This window comes from Exiguobacterium sp. MMG028, from assembly GCF_027947425.1.
In the GTDB taxonomy this organism is placed as follows: Bacteria; Bacillota; Bacilli; order Exiguobacteriales; family Exiguobacteriaceae; genus Exiguobacterium; species Exiguobacterium aestuarii_A.
Map to the genome: position 1 here is coordinate 1235871 of NZ_JAQJIN010000001.1, position 20165 is coordinate 1256035.

Below are 20165 nucleotides of genomic sequence, written 5' to 3' on the forward strand. Positions count from 1 at the left end.
CGAAAATATCAACTATTCAAACAAACAGAAAGGGTGATTGATTTGAAATTACGCATTGGCCTCTTAGGTCGCATCATCATCGCGATCGCTTTCGGGATTCTGCTCGGGAGCATCGTACCAGAAAGTCAGAACTGGATCGTTCGGACGTTCGTGACGTTCAACACGGTCTTCGGGCAGTTCTTAGGCTTCGCTATCCCACTGATCATTCTTGCTTTCATTATCCCTGGTATCGGGGAACTCGGAAAAGGAGCAGGAAAATTAGTTGGACTTACAGCACTGATTGCTTATATCTCTACAATTGTCGCCGGGACGCTCGCATATTTTGCAACGAGCAACTTGTTCCCGCAAATTTTGACACGGTCGACGGAAGGAGCCGAAAACCCAGAAGAAGCCTTATTGAAAGGGTTCATGGAATTTGAGATCCCACCGGTATTCGGTGTCATGACCGCACTCATTTTAGCTTTCGTCATCGGGATCGGGATCGCCGCGATCGAAAGCAAACGGTCACTCGACCTCGCCATGGATTTCCGCGATATCATCGAACTCTTAATCAGTAAAGTCATTATTCCATTACTCCCATTCCACATCGCCGGAATTTTCATGAACATGACGTACGCTGGTCAGGTCGCTGAGATCCTCTCGGTGTTCTCGCTCGTCTTCGTCACAATCATCGTCCTTCATTTGACGATGCTTATGATTCAATATTCAATCGCAGGTGGTCTCAACAAAGAGAATCCGTTCAAGTTGCTCAAGACGATGATGCCGGCTTACTTCACAGCCATCGGGACGCAATCATCGGCCGCGACAATTCCTGTCACGCTTCGCCAAGCGAAATTGAACAACACGGATGAGGGTGTCGCAAACTTTGTCATCCCGCTCTCGGCAACGATTCACTTGTCAGGCTCGACGATCACACTCACATCGGTCGGTGTCGCACTCATGTACTTGAACGGCATGCCGATGTCATACGCAATCGTCCTTCCATTCATCCTCGCACTCGGTGTGACGATGATTGCAGCACCTGGTGTTCCAGGTGGAGCCGTTATGGCATCGCTCGGATTGTTCGGCTCGATCCTCGGGTTCGACGCGACGATGCAAAGCTTGGTCATCGCACTCTACTTGGCGCAAGATAGCTTCGGAACAGCTACAAACGTCACAGGTGACGGTGCCATCGCAAAAATTATCCACTACTTCAAACACAACACGAAACTTCTCGACAACACATCGTCGAAACAAGAAGATATCGCATAACGTACAACGCATAAACGGGCAAGCCAACAGGTTTGTCCGTTTTTGCCTACATCGAATAGGAGAGATACATATGGAATGGATTGAATGGAAAGACCCGCATCACTTCGCTGACCGCGTCATGGACGCCTTGTTAAAAGAAGAAGCCAAGAACAGCCTCATGATTGGCGTATTGAACAACGTGATTCAAGGCATCTATGAGACGTTTCATCAATTCACCGTCGAAGAGAATGGTGAACTCCTCGCTATCCTTCAAGTGACACCGCCCCATCCGCTCCATTACATCGTCGTGGATTCCGAACAAGAGGAAAAACTCCCCGCTTTCATCATCCCGCACCTTCTCGAAAACGAGATCCCGTTCACCGAGGTGGTCTCAGAACGTGCTCAAGCCGAACGGTTCGGGAAAACGTGGCAAGAAATCACATCTGGGTCGAGTGAGATGTTCATGTCACAAGGTCTTTATCGACTCGACGAGGTGGAAGACATCGAGATGGCGAACGGTCACATGCGAAAAGCGACAACAGCCGACCAAGCACAGCTCGAAGCCTGGTATAGCGCCTTTGAAGCCGAGTCAGGACTCCGTTCGTCACCACCCGAAAAAGTGACGAAAGCTGTGCAGACGATGCTTGACAGGGAAGAAGCCGTCTTTTGGGAAGTCGACGGACAGCCTGTCTCGTGTGCGAAACGTGCACGTCCGACCGAGAACGGCATCACCGTCTCCTTCGTCTATACGTCACCTGACGCACGTGGAAGAGGTTACGCGCGAAGTCTCGTTGCAGACCTTAGCCGCCAGTTACTTGAGACGAAATCGTTCTGTGTCCTCTATACGGACTTGACGAACCCGACCTCAAACAAAATCTATCAAGAAGTTGGCTACGAACAGATCATGGACTCTGCCTGGGTCCGACTCGCTAGATGAAACGAATCGCCTCCCCTATACTATTAGGGGGAGGCGATTTTTCATGGCTAGATTCCGAATTATTTTACGTGCACTTGGCGTGGCACTCCTTCTTTATATGTTGATCGTCGGTGGACAGAGCATCCTCGATGACCCAAACTTCGATACGCTATGGCTCAGTGTGATCGGTGCCGCACTTCTGACGTTTATCGTGTATCAGGCAACAAAAAAGTGATCGACGCGTTCGTCGATCACTGTATTTGTGTTGATTAGAAGAATGATGCTGGGTTGACTGTGTTTCCTGCACTTGATGATGACCATGAGTAACCACCACGGTGAATCTCGAAGTGAAGGTGTGAACCTGTCGAGTTCCCTGTGCTACCCATGCCGCCAAGGTTTTGACCTTGCGACACGCGTTGACCTGCTTTAACTGAGACCGAGCTCATGTGTGCGTATACTGTCGTCCACACTTGTCCGTTGATGACGTGTGTGATCATGACGTGGTTTCCGTATGCGCCACCCCATCCAGCTCGTGTGACTGTACCAGTAGCTGCTGCATAGATTGGCGTACCAACTCCTGCAGCGATATCAAGACCGTTGTGGAATGTGTAGCCGTTTACGCCGCTCGCTGGTCCCCACCCTTGTGTGAGGCTACCGCTTGCCGGACGTTGGAACATCCCGCCGCTCGCTGGTGCAGATGCTACAGGTGTTGACACTGAAGCGCTAGAACCGCTGTTACTTGAGCTTGCACTTTGTTGCTTCTTAGCAGCTGCTGCTTCTGCCGCTGCGCGACGTGCTTCTTCTTCAGCACGACGTTGTGCTTCGATTTCTGCTTGAATCGCTTTCTCTTGAGCTTTGAGCGTATCTTCCATCTCTTGTAGGCTCATGAGTTTTGATTCGAATTTCACTTTTTCAGCTTCGAGTTTCTTGATTTTCGCTGCGCGCTCTTTCATTTTTTGATCGAGCTCTTTTTGGCGTTTTTCAAGTTCTTCTTTTTGCTTCACGAGTGAATCGCGTTCTGCTTTTAATTCAGCTTGCGCTTTTGCAAGTTTTTCTTTCGTTGCTTCATATTCTTCGAAGATTTGTTGGTCGTTCTCTTGGATCGTACCAGCTGTGATCATACGTGTGATCAAGTCTCCGAAGTCTTTTGAACCGAAGATGAACTCAGCCCAGTTGACTGACGAGCCACCGTTCTTTTGCATCGTCGCCATACGGTCTTTCATGAGTTCTTCTTGTGCTTTCATTTTTGCTTCGTATTTTTTGATTTGCTCTTGAAGCTGTTTGATTTTTTCTTCAGTTGCACGGATTTCAGCTTTTTTCTGAGCGACATCGTTGATGACGTCTTGGAGTTCAGCATCTAACTTGTTGATCTCTTGTTGCTCTTTGCTGATGGCTTGCTCACGTGATTGAATTGAAGAGTTTGCTTTTGACTGCTCGCTGCTATTCTTTTGTCGTTGTTCTTGTACTTTCTTCTGCTTCTCTGTAAGTGAGGCTGCATAAGTCGGTGACGTTCCGCCGATCAAGAGTGCGCCTAGAGTGACTGTGGCTGCAAATTTCTTCAAGTTACCCAATGTGCTTCCCTCCGCTGATTCCCGTGTATTTTCTATCTATAGTCGTTCAAGTATTTTCTATTAAGATGAGTTGCGAAATTTCATTCGCTCTGAGACTCATTATAGCAATCTAAACCAAAAGTTATTTTACACTTATATTTCATTCGTATGACATTGACCTAATTTAGGTTTTATCCCTTAAAAAACGTGGGTATAGACAATATTTTATTTGGTTCGTTGTCACAAAATAGTTTTCAACATAAAAAAAGCACTTGAAGAAAGCGCTTTTCACATAACAACCTATATCATTTTTTGACTACCTTAATGCGACATACCCAGCTCGTTTCCCTCGTTTTCGTTTTGAACGAAGTAATAAGAAGCCACCGATGAGCACTACTCCAGCAATCGCCCCACTGCTGTCCAATAGGACATCTTGCAGTAACGGCGTCCGCTCCGGTGTCAAACTCTGATGATACTCATCAAAGATGGCGACCGTATTGGCAAGCGTCCAAGCGAACAAAAGGATCAGCCCGGCATGAAGGTTCGTTCTCGAAATCGCCTTAACGAACAAGGCTCCGAGAGCGAAAAAGGTAACGAAATGTGCCGTTTTCCGCATCAAGAACTCGATGAGTCCGACTGTCCCTAACGTGTCGAGTGACACTTCTTTGCCTGCATAGTCAAACTCGACGTTCGCTAACGTCGGTTCGATCCAGCTCCAATCGAATCGCTCGAGTGGCGAAACGATGGACTGATCTGAGTAAGGTGTCGCACTCGAGAAGAATAATCCAATCAAAATGAGCGCGATCCATATAAATTCATTTTTAAAAAGTCGCATAACACCGTTCCTTTCTACAACGAGTTTCATTATACGGATTGTACACCACGAAATATGTAACAGCGACATCATGATTTCATAACAATTTGATTGCACGCGACGCGTTCAAAGTCGTGACCTCGTTACTCTCTTGGTATACTAAAGAAAAAGGGGGATTAGACATGATCTATGATTTTGAAGCATTGGACATGAAAGGACAGCCACAACCGTTAGCTACATATAAGGGTGACGTCTTACTCATCGTCAATACAGCGAGTAAGTGTGGATTCACACCACAATTCGAAGGTCTCGAGTCACTATACAACTCATACAAGGGGCAAGGCCTTCAGATTCTAGGTTTCCCATGCAACCAGTTCGGACATCAAGACCCGGGCTCAAATGAAGAGATCCAGGAGTTTTGCCAGCTCAACTATGGCGTATCGTTCCCGATGTTTGCGAAAGTCGATGTGAACGGCAAAGACGCGCACCCACTCTTCACGTATCTCTCAAAAGAAGCACCTGGACTGCTCGGATCGAAAACAATCAAATGGAACTTCACAAAGTTCTTAGTCGACCGTGACGGAAACGTCGTCGAACGCTTCTCGCCACAGACCACACCGGCTGAGATTGAGGATGCGGTTAAAAAACTCATCTGACACAAAAAGGATGGCTCCGAGGTGGAGTCATCCTTTTATCTAGGGGTAATAAAGTTAATCGTATAGAACGGACTGTTTTCATCATTATAGGCGAGTCCGACGGCAGCATGACTGAATCGTGGTTGCATGATGTTCTCACGGTGCCCCTTCGAGTTCATCAGCCCCCAATGCGCATGGAATACGCTCATCTGTCCCATCGCCAAGTTCTCTCCGGCCATCGAGTACGACAGTCCCGCTTCATCCATTCGGTCGAACGGGTCGCGTCCTTCCGGGTCCGTATGACTAAAGAAGTCGTTCTCCGCCATGTTCTGACTGTGCGCCCGGACGACCGGATAGAGCGGCTCATAATCGGCGAGCGCACTCAAGTCATATTTTTCACGGTCCCAGTTCATCAAGATCCGCATCAACTGTTCGTTCGCGACGGTCCCTTCTGCGGAAATGTCACCGTAGTAACCGTCACTCGCCTCTTCCACTCGGCGATCAACCGACAAGACCCCTTTCAAGCGGTCATCGTCATGTTGATCGAAGAAGAGCGTGACATATTGTCCATCAATCGCAAATACAGAAAAGGATGGATCGTCCGGGATCAGGTAGCGATTCAATCCTTTGTTGTAAGACGTCACTTTCTCAAAGCCGATTTCCTCGACTTGGTCACGCGTCGTCTCATCGAGCACGAGACCGCGATACGCGCTTCCGGTCTCGAACTGATAAAATCCTTTTTTGGCGCCGTCCTCGTCAATGAGTTCAAGACCACGATCTCCGCCACGTTCGACAAGGTACCAATCATGCCCGGCATATTGGCTCGTAAACTTCGGTGCATCCGTCGCACGTTCCGTCGCTACCTCAGACTCGACTTGAATGCTCGTCGGGGCAGAGACGTTCGGCATCTCATATTGCCAAGCCATATACAATCCAATCCCCATCAAGAGGATGATCAATTTTCGAAACATGGCTCCTCCTTCCTTACTGCTCGCGCTGACGCTCTCCGAAATCATGAAGTCTCTCTTTGATATCGGTGAGCATCTCCATGTATGCGACATATGTCGCTTCGTCTATATTTAGCATACCACTGACTTGTAACGGCACATCGGCCGCCTGCTCACGCAACGCGCTGCCGCGATCGGTCAAATGGACGACGATTTTTCGCTCATCGTCTGTCGCCCTACTCTTTTCGACATACCCAATTTGAATCAATCGTTTCACGAGGGGGGACAATGTGCCCGAGTCGAGTGTCAGCCTCATTCCGAGCTGACGCAAATCGATGCCATCCTCTTCCCATAAGACGAGCATGACCAGATACTGACTATATGTCAGGTTTAGCGGTTCTAAAATTGGGCGATATAAACGGGTAAGCTCTTTTGAAGCGGTATACAGTTGAAAACAGATTTGATGTTCTAGCTTTAATGATTGTTCCATGCGGTATCCTCCGTACTCTTCTTTAGCCAAGCATATCACTTGCGAAACTTTTTGACTGCTCTATAATTTAAATTGTGCACAACTTAATTGTTTAAAACGAAATGGAGGAATTGAATCATGAAATCACTATTCACAGCATCAGCAACTGCAATCGGTGGCCGCGAAGGTCATGTGAAATCAACAGACGGCGTCATCGACATGGACGTCTCAATGCCAGGCGCGAAACACGTCGACGGTGCGACAAACCCGGAACAACTTTTCGCAGCGGGATATGCGGCTTGCTTCGGTAGTGCCCTCAACCTCATCATCGGGAAAGAACGTGTGAAGACAGACGGATCGAGCGTCACAGGTCATGTCACATTGAACCAAAACGATGAAGGGTTCTTCATTTCAGTCGAGCTTGAAGTCGAAATCAAAGGTGTCGACCAAGCGACAGCAGAACGCCTCGTTGAAGAAGCACACCAAGTGTGCCCTTATTCAAAAGCGACGCGCGGCAATGTCGATGTGAAATTGACAGCCAAAGCAGCATAATCATCCATCCCGCTCGTAGGAGCGGGATTTTTTTTTGCTTCCCCCTACGTGTCGGGGTAAGATAGAGGCACAATGAAGGGAGGGAGCCGTGATGAAGAAACATAAATCGACGTTCGTGTTTGTCGCGCTCGGTATCTTGCTGTTCACAGCGACGTATAATGCGCTGACCGTTCAGACGTACGACGTGCCGTCTGACAAGCTGTCAGCGGATGAATCGCTTCGCATCGTGCTCCTTTCCGATTTACATAGCGCCTCGTACGGTTATAAGCAATCGATTTTGATCGATCAAGTCCGAGCCCAAAAGCCGGATCTGATCGCCCTGCCGGGGGACCTGCTCGACCGCTATCGTTCTCCTGAACCTGCTTTCGAGCTCGTCGAGGGACTCGCTGGCATTGCGCCGATGTATTTCGTAACCGGGAATCATGAGATTGATGACTCCGCCGACTATATTCGTCATGATGCCAAGAATGTATTTCGCTCTCACGGGGTGACCGTTCTCGAAAACGAATGGGAGCCGATCACCATCAATGGGATCAATCTCGTCATCGGGGGATTAGAAGATCCGTTACGAACATATACCGAAAATATTTATGGGAGTTGGGAAACCGACGTCGCGACGGCCATGCAAGACGTGGATCCGGACGAGACGTTCAACTTACTCCTCTCTCACCGTGCCGAAGAGGTCGACACGTATGCCGACTTACCATTCGACCTCGTCTTGTCCGGTCATGCCCACGGCGGACAAGTGAGGATCCCATATTTATTGAACGGTTTATTCGCCCCTGACCAAGGATTTTTCCCGAAATATGCAGGCGGTCTTTATGAACACGAGACGTTCACCCACGTGATCGGACGGGGATTCAATTATAGTTTCAACGTACCGCGCATTTTCAACCCGCCAGAGATTGTGGTGATTGATGTGCACGGAAAAAAATAAGTCCTTGAATTTTTTGTATATTGCTTCACTTTTTTTAAAGAAGGGTAAAGACACTTTGTTGTCATCAACCCGTCTTTGTAAAAGAAGGAGATGTTAAATATGCGTGCCGTAACATATCAAGGAGCTAAGAAAATTCAAGTAAAAGATGTGAAAGATCCTGAGATCGAAAACCGTGAAGAAATTATTGTAAAGATTACTTCTACGGCTATATGTGGATCAGACCTTCATATCTACCAAGGGAATATGCCTACTCGCCATGGATTCATCATAGGTCATGAACCGATGGGGATTGTCGAAGAGACCGGACCTGATGTAACAAAGGTCAAAAAAGGCGATCGAGTCGTACTTCCATGTAACGTATCTTGTGGCCACTGTTTTTATTGTACGAATGAGATGGAGAGCCAGTGTGATAATTCTAATCACGCTCCACATACAGATGCCGGCGGTCTGTTCGGATATACTGAGCAATTCGGTGATCACCCTGGTGGACAAGCAGAATTTTTAAAGGTTCCTTACGGCAATTTTATGCCACTTGTTATTCCTGAATCGTGTGAACTTGAAGATGAAGCGCTTCTCTTTTTATCTGACGTCATTCCTACCGCTTGGTGGAGTCTGGATAATGCCGGTATGAAAGCAGGTGACACTGTGGTCGTCCTTGGTTCCGGTCCTGTCGGGTTAATGACACAAAAATTGGCCTGGGTACGCGGTGCCAAGCGGGTTATTGCTGTGGACCCTGAACTTTATCGATTAAACCGGGCCAAACTCTCGAATAAAGTCGAAACAGTTCTCTTAAAAGACCCGACCGAAACAGGGAAATATATTTATGAAATAACTGGTGGCGGAGCAGACGTAGTCGTCGACTGTGTGGGCATTGACGGAAAAAAATCTCCTATTGAAAAAATAGAACAGAAACTTATGATTCAAGGTGGAACACTTAGCGCAATCAAAGTGGCGAAAGAAGCTGTTCGCAAATTCGGGGTCGTCCAACTCACTGGCGTTTACCCAATGAAATATAACCAATTTCCGATGGGCGACTTTTTCACTCGTAACGTCACTTTAAAAACTGGTCAAGCACCTGTGATTCACTACATGCCTGAGCTGTTTCAGATGATTGTGGATAAAAAGTTTGATCCGACCGACATCATTACGCATCGCCTCTCCCTTGAGGAAGCTGCTAACGCCTATCACTTATTTAATGAACATTTAGATGACTGCGTTAAGGTGGTCTTGAAACCATAAGAAAGTGGTGTCAGTTTTCACTGACACCACTTTCTTTACCAAATGATACGCTCCTCGCAACATTGTCGTTCCCGTTCGACTTGCACCGTTGAGCGCTCGAACGTCCCATATTTACGAATCCGTTCCGTCACTTGACGTAACACGGCCTGGTCGTCCGTGTCTTCTCCAATCAACACATGGCACGTCGCCGCATGCTCACTCGAAGAGATTGACCAGACATGCAGGTCGTGTACCTCTTTCACTCCTTCGACTGTTGCAATCTCTGCTTGCATCGCCCGGACATCGATTTGTTCCGGTGACCCTTCCATCAGGATGTGAATCGCATCGCGCGTCACGCGATAGCCGCTAATCAAGATGAGGATAGCGACAAACGCACTCGCGACCGGGTCCGCCCACGTCCATCCGAACGACATGATCAAAAGTGCTGCCGTAATGGCACCGACCGATCCGAGTAAGTCTCCGAACACGTGAAGCAACGCACTCTTCACGTTCAAATTATCTTTTTCTCCACGCATCAAAATCCAAGCAGCGAGGATATTGACGAGTAGTCCGATGATGGCAACTGCGAGCATTCCCCCACTCAAAATTTCCGGTGGGGCACTCAAGCGCTGATATGCCTCAATTAAAATATAGATCGAGATGACGAGTAAGGTCAGCCCGTTAATGAATGCCGCTAAAATTTCAAAGCGTCGATATCCAAACGTCCGGTTCGGTGTCGCCGCCTTCGCCCCGAATCGGACAGCTAGGAAACTGAGTCCTAAAGCCGCCGCATCCCCGAGCATATGCCCCGCATCGGATAAAAGTGCCAAACTGTTCGTCCATAGTCCGCCGATGACCTCGACGACCATGAACGTCGCAATCAACAGAAAAGCGAGGAACAGCGCACGCTGATTCGTGGAATGATGATGGTGATGGTCGTGATCATGATGATGTCCCATAACTGACGCCTCCTTCTACTTCTTATCTTATTCCATTTCCACGAAACATTCAAACGTTCATTTGAATGAAAAAACATAAAAAAACGGGAGATTCCTCTCCCGTCTTGTCTCACTTGTGCTCGAGACGCACGCGCATCACACCGCTGTATGGGAACAGCTTCAACTGAACCGTCTCCCCTTCGTACCAAATCCCAGTTGTTTGTTCGTTCGTCGGTGTCACGTCAGGCGTCACGACTGCCTGACGGTCCCAATCGACGGCACGCACTGTTTGGTCCCGTACCATCAAGAAGAATCCATCATAGAAATGATATTCGTTCACTTGGTCACGCTGAACGGCAGCCGGGCTACCGAGTTCGGCGCGCACGGTCGCCACATCTTTGCCGATCCAATCAAGGACGGTCTCCGAAGCGCTCGGGACGACTTGTTGCCATGCGGCGATTACGTCATCGTCCGACAATGCCGGAGCTTCCGTCGTCACACTCTCTTCCGTGACCCACCCCGTCATGCGCTCATTCAACTGTACTTTCACGAAGCCACTGACCGTCTCCAAACGTTCGAAACGATCACCGAGGTCGGCCTCATAGACGACCGCGACACGGTCATCTGCATAGACTTTCGTATACGGTTGCCCGATATAGATTGTATCTGCAGACTCGGTTTCGGTATCGGTCGGTTGTTCCGACTCGGAATCGACCATCTCGGTCGCAATCTCATCTGATTTCGGTAAAGCAGACTTTTCTTTTTTGTCGATCAGTGCCGCGAACGCGATGATACCGACCAAAGCGAGGACCAAGGCTACCGCAGTCGTCACCCGGAATACTCGTTTACGCTTTCGTGTCGTCGCGCGCGACAATCTTCCTCCATTCATGTTCTTCACTCCTACTCGATTCGATTCATTCCACTCGTTTCGTCAAATGGTAGGAGGTTTCCTGCCTCGTCAAAAAATTTCAAGTCGTATTTTGTCAATTCGTCCATCGTTTGCATCATCTGCTCGACATCGACCGGTTCATCGTTCTCCATATTCTCACGAATACGAATCGTTTTACCGAGCTCGATCGTCCGCGAGGTCAAGCGATGGAAATAACGGTCATGCGTAATGAGAAGCAATCCACCCGGGTACACGGACAATGCCGTCTCGATTTGTTCCCGTGTCGCCACATCTAAATAGTTCGTCGGTTCGTCGAGTGCCAACAGATGCGCGTCGGAGAAATAGAGAATCAGGAAGGCAATCCGACACTTCTCACCCATACTCGCCTCGTCGATAGGCCGATGCACCTCATCCCGACGGAACAAAAAGTGAGCGAGCAGTGTCCGAGCCTCTGTCTCCCCGATGTCACTCTGGGCGAGTAACGCATCGAGCAGTGTCCCCGTCTTCGGTAAACGTTCGAGCGTTTGCGAGAAATACCCAATCTTCAGACGAGGATGCCGCTTGATCACACCTGAAAGCGGTGCTCGTTCACCAATCAGCACATTCAATAACGTCGTCTTTCCGCTTCCATTCGGTCCGATGATGGAGACGCGTTCACTTTTTTGAATCGAGAAGGAAATCGGTTCATAGAATGACTTGTCGTATCCAAACGTCACCTCTTCACACGTCAACCACGTCTTCGCTTCGAGCTCATCTGCCGCAAATTGGACGGAGATGGCCTTCTCTTCTTTCGGCTTTCGTGGACGGTTGTCTTCAAGCTGTTTGAGCTTCTGTTCCCTCGCCTTCATTCTAACAGCGAGATTGGCCGCTCCTTTTTGCGCACCCGGACTACGAACACTGGCTGTCGCTTTCGCCTTCAAGTGCCAGCCTTTGTACTGGGCAATCATATCGAGCAATTCTGTTTTGCGGCTCACGTAGCGGGCATGGGCTCGCTCGTCACGCAGACGTTCATCCTCTTTTTGACGTCGATACGCCGTATAGTTCCCCGGATATCTGGTGACTTCCCCATCCGACAGTTCGAGGATGACCGTCGCAACATCATCCATCAGTTGACGGTCGTGAGAGATGATCAGCACCGTTCCCTCGAACCGGTTCAGCCATTTCGTGAGCCAGTCAATCGACTCGACATCCAGATGGTTCGTCGGCTCGTCGAGTAGGACGACGTCGACCTGCTTCATCATCAACGTCGAGAGTTGCGCCCGTGTCTTCTCTCCCCCGCTCAAATCGTTGATGTTTTGGTCGAGCTGACCGTCCAACCCGAGTCGGGTCAACGCTTGGATTGCCTCTTGCTCCAAGTTATACACATCGAGTGACAGCGCTCGTTCATAAGAACGCATGACTCGTACCTCATCGCCAGAGGACACCTCTTCATAAAGGGCATACCGTTCAGGATCGCTCCGCATCACCCATTCGAGTAGTGACATATCTTCGGATTCAATCGTCTGTCGGACGAGCCCGACTTCACCGTGACAGTCAATCGTCCCTGCTTGTGGCATCAATTCCCCTGTCACGAGTCGGAAGAGCGTCGTCTTCCCACTCCCGTTCAGCCCGAATAACACAGCGCGTTCTCCGGCTGCGACCTCAAACGAGACCGCTTCAAATAATGGTTTCCGGTCGTAATCGAACCGAACTTGTTTCATAGCTAACATCTGTTTCACCTCGCTCATTTTTCCGATACGTGATGAAACAAAAAACACCATCCGCTCAAAGTGCGGTGGTGTGAAGGAATCCGTTCAGAGAGGAAAAAGAGCACTTCCCGCACTTGAAAAATGGACACACTTCACCCGTGACTGTTCAAGCGAACAGTGATGATTCGTCTCATCGTTGGAGTGAACGTGTTTTTTTCATGGCACGGTGTACCTCTCTTTCCTAAGTTACTGCCACCTTATCAAATTGAAAGCGGATTCGCAAGAGCACACCCCACAATCTCCCATTTTTTCTACTCCTTTAGGCGGATGCGATGCCCTCTTCCCCGCGTTATGATGACAGTATATTCGAACAGTGAGGTGATGCATGATGCGTCGACGCATCCTCGTTCCGAGTGCCGTCTTGGCGAGCGTCGGAACGTTTCTTTATACACGATTCAAACGACGGCTCCCCCGCCCACGTTTTAAATGGCCGGAACGTCCAGAACTGACAACCATCGATGAGACGCATGTGCAAGCGACGTGGATTGGCCATTCGACCGTCCTCATCCATTGGTATGGACTCAAAATTTTGACGGACCCCGTCTTCTCTAAACGAATCGGTGTCCATTTAGGACCACTGACAATCGGCATGAAACGTCACACGGCCCCCGCCCTCTCCATCGAGGATGTCGGACCGGTTGACGTCATCTTGCTCAGTCACGCCCATATGGACCACTTTGACCATAAAAGTTTAAAACGACTCATCACCCGCGAGACGATCGTCGTCTCCGCTCCAGGGACGAGTCGCCTGCTCCGTCGATACCCGAGCCTGCAGACGCTCGAACTGCATCCGCATGACAAAGTGACTTTGGCGAACGGACTCGATGTCCGAGCCATCCCTGTCAAGCATTGGGGCAACCGTTTCCCATGGGACAAACATATGGGCTATAACGGCTATCTCCTCAAATACAAAGGGATCCGTATGCTCTTTGCGGGAGACACGGCGTATACCGACTCCTTCAAAGGACTCGCTGATCGTGAACCGATTGACCTCGCGTTCTTCCCAATCGGCGCTTACCAACCGGACTCGTTCCAAGAGGCGCACTGCACCCCCGAACAGGCTTGGATGATGTACAAAGAGAGCGGGGCGAAGCGCTTCTTCCCGATGCATTGGGACACGTTCGTTCTTTCTTATGAGCCGGTCGAGGAGCCGTATCACCGGCTCGTCGCGGCTGCAAAACTGGACCGTGACCAAATTGTGATCAAGTCGCACGGGGAAAGCATCCGCCTATAGTTTTTCCTTTCCCTTCATCCAAAATTTCGGTAACGTTAAAGACGAGAGGGAGGGATTTGTTATGGAATGGACGACGTTGAATAATAACGTCAAGATGCCGATGCTCGGGCTCGGTGTGTATAAGGTCGAAGACGGCGCAGTGACGGTCGATACGGTCAAAGCTGCGCTCGAAGCGGATTATCGTTTGATTGATACGGCCGCGATTTATCAAAACGAAGAAAGTGTCGGACAAGCGCTTCGTGGAGCAGGCATTCCTCGGGAAGAAGTATTTGTGACGACGAAGCTTTGGAATGAGTTCCACGGGTTCGATGAGGCGCTCCAAGCGTTTCAGGATAGTCTCGACCGACTCGGTCTCGAGTATGTCGACTTGTTCCTCATCCATTGGCCGATGCCCCGTTTCGGAAAGTTCGTCGAAACGTATAAGGCACTCGAACAGTTATATGAAGAAGGGCGTGTCCGCGCGATCGGCGTCTCGAACTTTGAAGTCGAGCATTTAGAACAAATCATTCAGTCGTGCTCGATCGTCCCGGCCGTGAACCAGGTCGAGATCCATCCGTATTTGTCTCAAAAGGAATTGATTGCTTTCTGTAAACGATATGACATTCAAATTCAGGCGTGGAGTCCACTCATGAAAGGACGCGAAGCGCTCGAAGATGACACGATTGTCGAGATTGCGAACCGTCACGGCAAATCACCGGCTCAAGTCATCTTGCGCTGGCACTTACAAAACGGGGTCGCGGTCATCCCAAAATCGGTGACACCAAGTCGAATCAAAGAGAATATACAGGTATTCGACTTCACGTTGACGAAAGAAGAGATGGCGGCGATCGATGCGCTCAACCGTGATGAGCGGACCGGCTCCGACCCGAAAGAGATGCATAAAATCCATTATTGAGGAGTGAATGACATGTTCAAAAAACTGGCTTCTGATTTGACTGGCTTCAGCGACATCGGTGAGGTGATCGACCCGTCCGACTTCGATAAGGCGGATGCGGATGATTACGTCCTTCACGAAGACAATGAAAAGATTTATTTCTTGATCAAGTCAAAATCAGATGAGTATTGTTTCACCAACTTGTCGATGATCCACCTCGATGGAACGAGCGCCATCAGTTCGAAGCGCGTCCTCTATCGATATCCGTATTCACATTATCCGATCAAGCACGTCATGTTTGAGACGGCGGGTACGGTCGACCTCGATGTCGAAGTCAAATTCACCATCGGCGACAAACCATACTCGATTGATATCAACAAAAAACAAATCGAACATGTGAAAGATTTGTATAAGGCACTCCTCGCGATTGAAGAGATTCAACGGGAAGGTCGTCGCATGATGGAGTATGCGAATACGTCGCTCACACACTCGGTGTCGATTTTGAGCGGGCTCCGCGAAGGTGACATGAACGTACCGAACACGTTCAAGGAATTGAACGAGCAATCGTTCGATTGGCTACAACGTCACTATCATGAGTGGAACCGAAAAGACTTCGGTACGGTATACGAGAAGTACATCAATAACTAAAAAACAACTCCTCAGTGGGGCATTCGCCCTCGGAGGAGTTGTTTTATTTCTCATCATCAATCAACTGCTCGGCCAATCGTTGATATAAGTGGCTCATATGCACGGCAGACGCAATAGCGAGCGTTCGCTGCACACCGCTCTCTTTTTCGAGCGATGTATGTAACAGCGTGTCAGCCTGGGCTTCAAACGCTTCTAAATTCTTCACTTTCTGCGCCTGATACGCTTCATAAAAGTCTTCGAGTGAGAACGTCTCGTCCGACTCGTTCAACGGACGGAGCGTCTCTTTGATGTCACTGATCGACAGGAGACCTTTCATCTCATAAATCAAACTGAGTAACATCAGATGTTCGTTCGTATACTTTTTATTTTTGACAGGATGGAACAACTTGCCCTTGGCGTAGTTGTTGATCATCGTCTTCGTCAAAATCGTCTCATCCTCGTCACGCTTCATCTTCCCATAATGCTGCTCGAACAATTGGATGACCTGGTCCATGTATAAATCGACAGTCGGCAATACGTCCCTAGGGAGCGTCCCTTCTGTTTCGGTAATATTCTTCGCTTTCATCCGTCTCACCTCACCTTCAAGTATAAAGAAAACTCTCATTTGTCGAAAGGTACACCTTGCTGTTTGTTCCTCTTCAGTATATCATGTAGTTATCGATACTACATGATGTGATAAGGAGTGTTTTTACATGAATTCGATTTTCCGTGAACCGATCAACGCGCTAACGCATCTCGCTGGTGCGGTACTCGCTTTCATTGCGCTGATTGCGATGGTCGTCAAAGCTTCATTACTTGGCTCGCCGCTTGCGATTATGGCTGCGATTTTATTCGGGATCAGCCTCGTCTTTCTTTACTTATCGTCAGGTCTTTACCATAGCATCATCGCTTCACCGAACGTCATCGCTTTCTTCCGGAGAATCGACCATGCGATGATTTATGCGTTAATTGCGGGTACATACGCCCCGCTCACGCTACTTGCGCTCGAAGGACCGACACGCTGGGTCCTCTTCGGAACGGTGCATGCACTCGCCTTGTTTGGAATCATCTTCAAACTCGTCTGGTTCCATGCCCCACGTTTCTTATCGACCGCGCTCTATATCGGGATGGGCTGGCTGTCCGTCTTCTTTATCGGACCGCTCCATGACGTGATTGGTAACGCCGGCATCTTCTGGCTCGTCCTTGGTGGCGTCATGTATACGATTGGCGGACTCATCTACGGGTTCAAGCCAAAATTCGTCAATTGGCGAGGATGGGGATTCCATGAAGTGTTCCATTTGTTCATCTTGTTCGGAAGCTTCGCCCACTTCGTCTGTGTATTCTGGTACGTCTTTTAAGCCCTCCGCGTGAAGGGCTTTTTTTGTGAGCCGTTTCCTGTACTTTGAATTCAAGATTTTCTACACTAAGGACAGGAGGGATTCATGATGAAAATTGAAGTATGGTCAGATTATGTCTGCCCGTTTTGTTATATCGGGAAGCGTCGTCTAGAAGAGGCGCTCGAACAGTTCCCACAGGCGGACCAAGTAGAAGTCGAATTCAAGAGTTTCGAGCTCGACCCGAACGCACCGACGAACGATTCACGCACCATTTATGAGGCACTCGCAACAAAGTATCGTATGCCAATCGAGCAGGCAAAAGGGACGACGGCACAAGTTGCTGCTCAAGCTCGCGAAGTCGGTCTCGACTATGATTTCGAGAACATGGTCGTCACAGGTACGCTCGACTCCCATCGTTTGACGCATTATGCCAAGACGGTCGGGAAAGAAAAAGAATTGTCGGAAGCGTTGCTTCAGGCTTACTTTGTCGATGCCAAGCACATCGGGAGCCACGAAGTCCTGCTTGAAATCGCAACAAGCGTGGGGCTCGACCATGACGCTGTCCGTGACGTCTTGACGACTGATGTGTATACCGAAGACGTTCGTGCCGAAGAGAAACGCGCAAGCGACCTTGGAATCACAGGTGTGCCGTTCTTCGTATTCGACAACAAATACGGAGTGTCTGGTGCTCAACCGACGGAAGCGTTCACGCAAGTGCTCGAAAAAGTCTGGTCTGAGAACAACCCGACAATCCAAGTCCTTTCGAACGGTTCGACGTGCACCGACGACAACTGTGATATTTGATTGATGAAGAAGCCGACGTTCGGCTTCTTTTTTGTGGTATTCTCCACCCTACTACTTGATAATAGTGATTAACATATAAGAATCGAGGACAACAGCTATGTGGAAAAATCGGAACGTCTGGATCATCTTGACGGGCGAATTCGTCGCCGGTCTTGGTTTATGGCTCGGTATCATCGGTAATTTGGAATTCATGCAAGACCGTGTCCCCTCTGACTTTGTGAAGGCGGTCATTCTCGCCATCGGCTTACTTGCCGGGGTCGCCATCGGTCCGCTCGCGGGACGCTTGACCGATCAAGGCTCAAAGAAAAACATCATGCTCATCTCAAGCATCGTCCGAGCGCTCAGCGTTCTCTTTATGTTCGTTGCCATCGAGACGAATTCGGTCGTGTGGATGGTCGTCTTTTTGATCATTTTACAAGGGTCGGCGGCTTTTTACTTCCCTGCCCTACAGGCAGCGATTCCGCTCATCGTGAAGGAACGGGAACTTCTCGCCTTGAACGGTGTCCATATGAACGTTTCGACGTTATCACGCGTCATCGGGACGGCGATTGCCGGTGTCTTATTGACGCTCATCTCGCTACGTAACGTCTATGCGCTCTCGCTCGTCGCCTATCTGTTGCTTGCGGTCGCGACGCTCTTCTTAAAGCTAGATGAATCGAAGACACCGTCGGCGAAAAAGATCGATGCGAAGGCGTCGAGCGGCTTTAAAGACGTCTTCCCAATCATTAAATCAATCCCGGTCATCTTCATGACACTCGTCATGACGCTCATCCCACTCCTCTTTATCGGAGGGTTCAACTTGCTCGTCATCAACATCAGTGAGTTGCAGGATTCAACCGCAATCAAAGGATGGATTTATACGGCGGAAGGGCTCGCCTTCATGACAGGTGCCTTCATGATCAAACGGATCGGTGAAAAATTCTCGGCGTTCTCGATTTTATTCTCGTTCTCGTTTTTAATCGGTGTCGCGCAACTGATGCTGTATTTCGCAGACATCCCGTTCATGTCGATTGCGGCGTTCGTCGTATTCGGCTTCTCGGTCGGTTGCTTCTTCCCGACGGCGGTCACGATTTTCCAGACACGGATGCCAAAAGAATATCACGGCCGTTTCTTCTCGTTCCGTAACATGCTCGACCGGATCATCTTCCAAGTCGTCCTTCTCGTGACAGGATTCTTCCTCGACTTGATCGGACTTCAGCTCATGGTCGTCTTGTTTGGAGTCAGTTCGATTGCGATGACAGCCGCCTTCCTCGTCTATACGCGTAAACATAAACTGCATATCGAAGAAGACGCTGCTGAGAAAATCTCTTCTTAATTAAAACAAGCGATGACATCGGTCATCGCTTGTTTGCGTCTTGGAGTTCTCGCCACCACGTCGTCGTATCATTCCGACCGTCGAGTGTGATCCGCTCCCCAATCTTCGGAGTGAGGACGACCTCTTTCGGTAAGAGGGACGCCATCTGTTCCGCCGGGTCAAACCAATCGTGGAACGACAGCGTGAACGCACCCCAATGGATCGGCATCATCTGGTCGGCGCGTAAATCGTGAAATGCTTGCGCTGTCTCTTCCGGCTGCATATGGACGTCTGGCCAGCGCACGTCATATTGTCCGCATTCGAGTGCGGCGAAATCGAACGGTCCGTACTGTTCACCAATCATCTTGAAGTGCGGCGCGTAGCCGCTGTCCCCGCTGAAGAAGAGCCGGTCTGTCTCTCCGAGGACGACCCATGACGCCCATAACGTGCTGTTGCGGTCCGTCAGCGAACGACCGGAGAAGTGACGTGCCGGCGTACAGACGAACGTCCAATTCCCGAACGTATAGGACTCGTTCCAATCTCGCTCCACGATTCGCTCTGCACCGACACCCCATCGTTTCAAATGACTCCCTACCCCGAGCGGCACGATGAACATGGCGACCTTGTCTTTAATCGCAAGGATCGTCCCATAGTCGAGATGGTCGTAATGGTCATGCGTCAACAAGACGACATCAATTTCAGGCAAGTCCTCGAGGTCGAACGGCAAGTCTTCACTGAAACGCTCATTTTTAGCGAACGGAAGCGGCGATGGGCTACGTCCGAACATCGGGTCGACGAGCATCGTCTTCCCGTCCATTTGCACCATGAGCGCCGAATGACCGAGCCAGTAGATTCTCGTGAAGCTTGAACCCGTCTTCTCCTCGAAATCGATCGGCACGATTGGTAGCCGTTCGCTCGGCTTACGAAGCGACGTCACGTCACGATAGTCACGAGCCATCGATACCATGTCCTCCGCAGAGAAGTTCATCGGTGTCTCGTATTGATTACGGAATCTCCCGTTGACCTGGTTCGGGGATTGAATTGATTTCGGTTTTCGTCCGAGTGGTTTGTACTGTGTCAGAATCGTCCCGGTGACGGCCGCCATTCCGACTAATGAGAGCAACATCGTCTTTTTCATCTAAATCCTCTTTT

At 49.5% G+C, this 20165-nt stretch carries 22 protein-coding genes; 13 read left to right on the forward strand and 9 right to left on the reverse strand.

The features are described 5' to 3' along the window. The first annotated feature begins 42 nt into the window (after positions 1-42). The 3 genes from PJK55_RS06470 to PJK55_RS06480 all read left to right on the forward strand — a co-directional run bounded on the left by PJK55_RS06470 (position 43) and on the right by PJK55_RS06480 (position 2381). Positions 43-1251: a dicarboxylate/amino acid:cation symporter gene (locus PJK55_RS06470; protein ID WP_271305156.1), complete on the forward strand. Its 1209-nt coding sequence runs from the start codon at positions 43-45 to the stop codon at positions 1249-1251. Positions 1252-1321: 70 nt separating this feature from the next. Then, entirely contained in the window at positions 1322-2167 is an 846-nt protein-coding gene (locus PJK55_RS06475; RefSeq protein ID WP_271305157.1) for a GNAT family N-acetyltransferase, read from the forward strand. 43 nt (positions 2168-2210) lie between these two features. Beyond that, positions 2211-2381: a hypothetical protein gene (locus tag PJK55_RS06480; RefSeq protein ID WP_271305158.1), complete on the forward strand. Its 171-nt coding sequence runs from the start codon at positions 2211-2213 to the stop codon at positions 2379-2381. Between the two features lie 34 nt (positions 2382-2415). On the opposite strand, the gene PJK55_RS06485 is transcribed toward PJK55_RS06480, so the two are convergent. Together PJK55_RS06485 and PJK55_RS06490 are read right to left on the reverse strand one after the other, a co-directional pair. Beyond that, positions 2416-3717: a murein hydrolase activator EnvC family protein gene (locus tag PJK55_RS06485; protein WP_214819321.1), complete on the reverse strand. Its 1302-nt coding sequence runs from the start codon at positions 3715-3717 to the stop codon at positions 2416-2418. 295 nt (positions 3718-4012) lie between these two features. After that, a complete protein-coding gene (locus PJK55_RS06490) occupies positions 4013-4531 on the reverse strand; it encodes a VanZ family protein (protein WP_271305159.1) in 519 nt (172 codons plus the stop codon). A gap of 161 nt (positions 4532-4692) precedes the next feature. Between PJK55_RS06490 and PJK55_RS06495 the strand changes: the two genes are divergently transcribed. After that, on the forward strand, positions 4693-5166 hold the full coding sequence (locus PJK55_RS06495; protein WP_271305160.1) for a glutathione peroxidase: 474 nt from the start codon (positions 4693-4695) through the stop codon (positions 5164-5166). A gap of 35 nt (positions 5167-5201) precedes the next feature. Here the strand turns inward: PJK55_RS06495 and PJK55_RS06500 are convergent, their stop codons facing one another. After that, positions 5202-6116 (reverse strand): CAP domain-containing protein, encoded by a 915-nt coding sequence (locus tag PJK55_RS06500; protein WP_271305161.1) that lies wholly within the window; start codon positions 6114-6116, stop codon positions 5202-5204. Positions 6117-6129: 13 nt separating this feature from the next. Then, positions 6130-6582 (reverse strand): MarR family winged helix-turn-helix transcriptional regulator, encoded by a 453-nt coding sequence (locus PJK55_RS06505; protein ID WP_271305162.1) that lies wholly within the window; start codon positions 6580-6582, stop codon positions 6130-6132. Positions 6583-6699: 117 nt separating this feature from the next. Here PJK55_RS06505 and PJK55_RS06510 point away from each other — a divergent pair, with 117 nt between their 5' ends. From PJK55_RS06510 to PJK55_RS06520, 3 genes are all read left to right on the forward strand, one after another. Further along, positions 6700-7113 (forward strand): organic hydroperoxide resistance protein, encoded by a 414-nt coding sequence (locus PJK55_RS06510; RefSeq protein WP_074032719.1) that lies wholly within the window; start codon positions 6700-6702, stop codon positions 7111-7113. A gap of 91 nt (positions 7114-7204) precedes the next feature. Then, positions 7205-8050: a metallophosphoesterase gene (locus tag PJK55_RS06515; protein WP_271305163.1), complete on the forward strand. Its 846-nt coding sequence runs from the start codon at positions 7205-7207 to the stop codon at positions 8048-8050. A gap of 99 nt (positions 8051-8149) precedes the next feature. Then, positions 8150-9289, forward strand: a complete 1140-nt coding sequence (locus PJK55_RS06520; RefSeq protein WP_271305164.1) for an alcohol dehydrogenase catalytic domain-containing protein — start codon at positions 8150-8152, stop codon at positions 9287-9289. A gap of 35 nt (positions 9290-9324) precedes the next feature. Here PJK55_RS06520 and PJK55_RS06525 read toward each other — a convergent pair whose 3' ends face one another. From PJK55_RS06525 to abc-f, 3 genes are all read right to left on the reverse strand, one after another. Then, positions 9325-10227: a cation diffusion facilitator family transporter gene (locus PJK55_RS06525; protein WP_271305165.1), complete on the reverse strand. Its 903-nt coding sequence runs from the start codon at positions 10225-10227 to the stop codon at positions 9325-9327. 109 nt (positions 10228-10336) lie between these two features. Beyond that, positions 10337-11095 (reverse strand): hypothetical protein, encoded by a 759-nt coding sequence (locus PJK55_RS06530; RefSeq protein ID WP_271305166.1) that lies wholly within the window; start codon positions 11093-11095, stop codon positions 10337-10339. Between the two features lie 11 nt (positions 11096-11106). After that, the gene (abc-f, locus tag PJK55_RS06535) at positions 11107-12804 is read right to left on the reverse strand and encodes a ribosomal protection-like ABC-F family protein (protein WP_271305167.1); all 1698 of its coding nucleotides are present in this window, start codon (positions 12802-12804) and stop codon (positions 11107-11109) included. A gap of 367 nt (positions 12805-13171) precedes the next feature. Between abc-f and PJK55_RS06540 the strand changes: the two genes are divergently transcribed. The 3 genes from PJK55_RS06540 (at position 13172) to PJK55_RS06550 (ending at position 15599) form a co-directional block, all read left to right on the forward strand. Continuing rightward, positions 13172-14077 (forward strand): MBL fold metallo-hydrolase, encoded by a 906-nt coding sequence (locus tag PJK55_RS06540; protein WP_271305168.1) that lies wholly within the window; start codon positions 13172-13174, stop codon positions 14075-14077. A gap of 61 nt (positions 14078-14138) precedes the next feature. After that, entirely contained in the window at positions 14139-14972 is an 834-nt protein-coding gene (locus tag PJK55_RS06545) for an aldo/keto reductase (RefSeq protein ID WP_271305169.1), read from the forward strand. 12 nt (positions 14973-14984) lie between these two features. Next, a complete protein-coding gene (locus PJK55_RS06550) occupies positions 14985-15599 on the forward strand; it encodes a PH domain-containing protein (RefSeq protein WP_074032711.1) in 615 nt (204 codons plus the stop codon). A gap of 43 nt (positions 15600-15642) precedes the next feature. On the opposite strand, the gene PJK55_RS06555 is transcribed toward PJK55_RS06550, so the two are convergent. Further along, a complete protein-coding gene (locus PJK55_RS06555) occupies positions 15643-16164 on the reverse strand; it encodes a DUF1836 domain-containing protein (protein ID WP_271305170.1) in 522 nt (173 codons plus the stop codon). A gap of 127 nt (positions 16165-16291) precedes the next feature. On the opposite strand from PJK55_RS06555, the gene trhA reads away from it, so the two are divergent. The 3 genes from trhA (at position 16292) to PJK55_RS06570 (ending at position 19034) form a co-directional block, all read left to right on the forward strand. Further along, on the forward strand, positions 16292-16936 hold the full coding sequence (gene trhA, locus PJK55_RS06560) for a PAQR family membrane homeostasis protein TrhA (RefSeq protein ID WP_214789565.1): 645 nt from the start codon (positions 16292-16294) through the stop codon (positions 16934-16936). An 87-nt stretch (positions 16937-17023) separates the two neighbouring features. Further along, positions 17024-17719, forward strand: a complete 696-nt coding sequence (locus PJK55_RS06565; RefSeq protein WP_271305171.1) for a DsbA family oxidoreductase — start codon at positions 17024-17026, stop codon at positions 17717-17719. A 97-nt stretch (positions 17720-17816) separates the two neighbouring features. After that, positions 17817-19034, forward strand: a complete 1218-nt coding sequence (locus PJK55_RS06570) for an MFS transporter (RefSeq protein ID WP_271305172.1) — start codon at positions 17817-17819, stop codon at positions 19032-19034. 22 nt (positions 19035-19056) lie between these two features. Here the strand turns inward: PJK55_RS06570 and PJK55_RS06575 are convergent, their stop codons facing one another. Then, a complete protein-coding gene (locus tag PJK55_RS06575) occupies positions 19057-20151 on the reverse strand; it encodes an MBL fold metallo-hydrolase (RefSeq protein ID WP_271305173.1) in 1095 nt (364 codons plus the stop codon). Between the last annotated feature and the right edge of the window lie 14 nt (positions 20152-20165).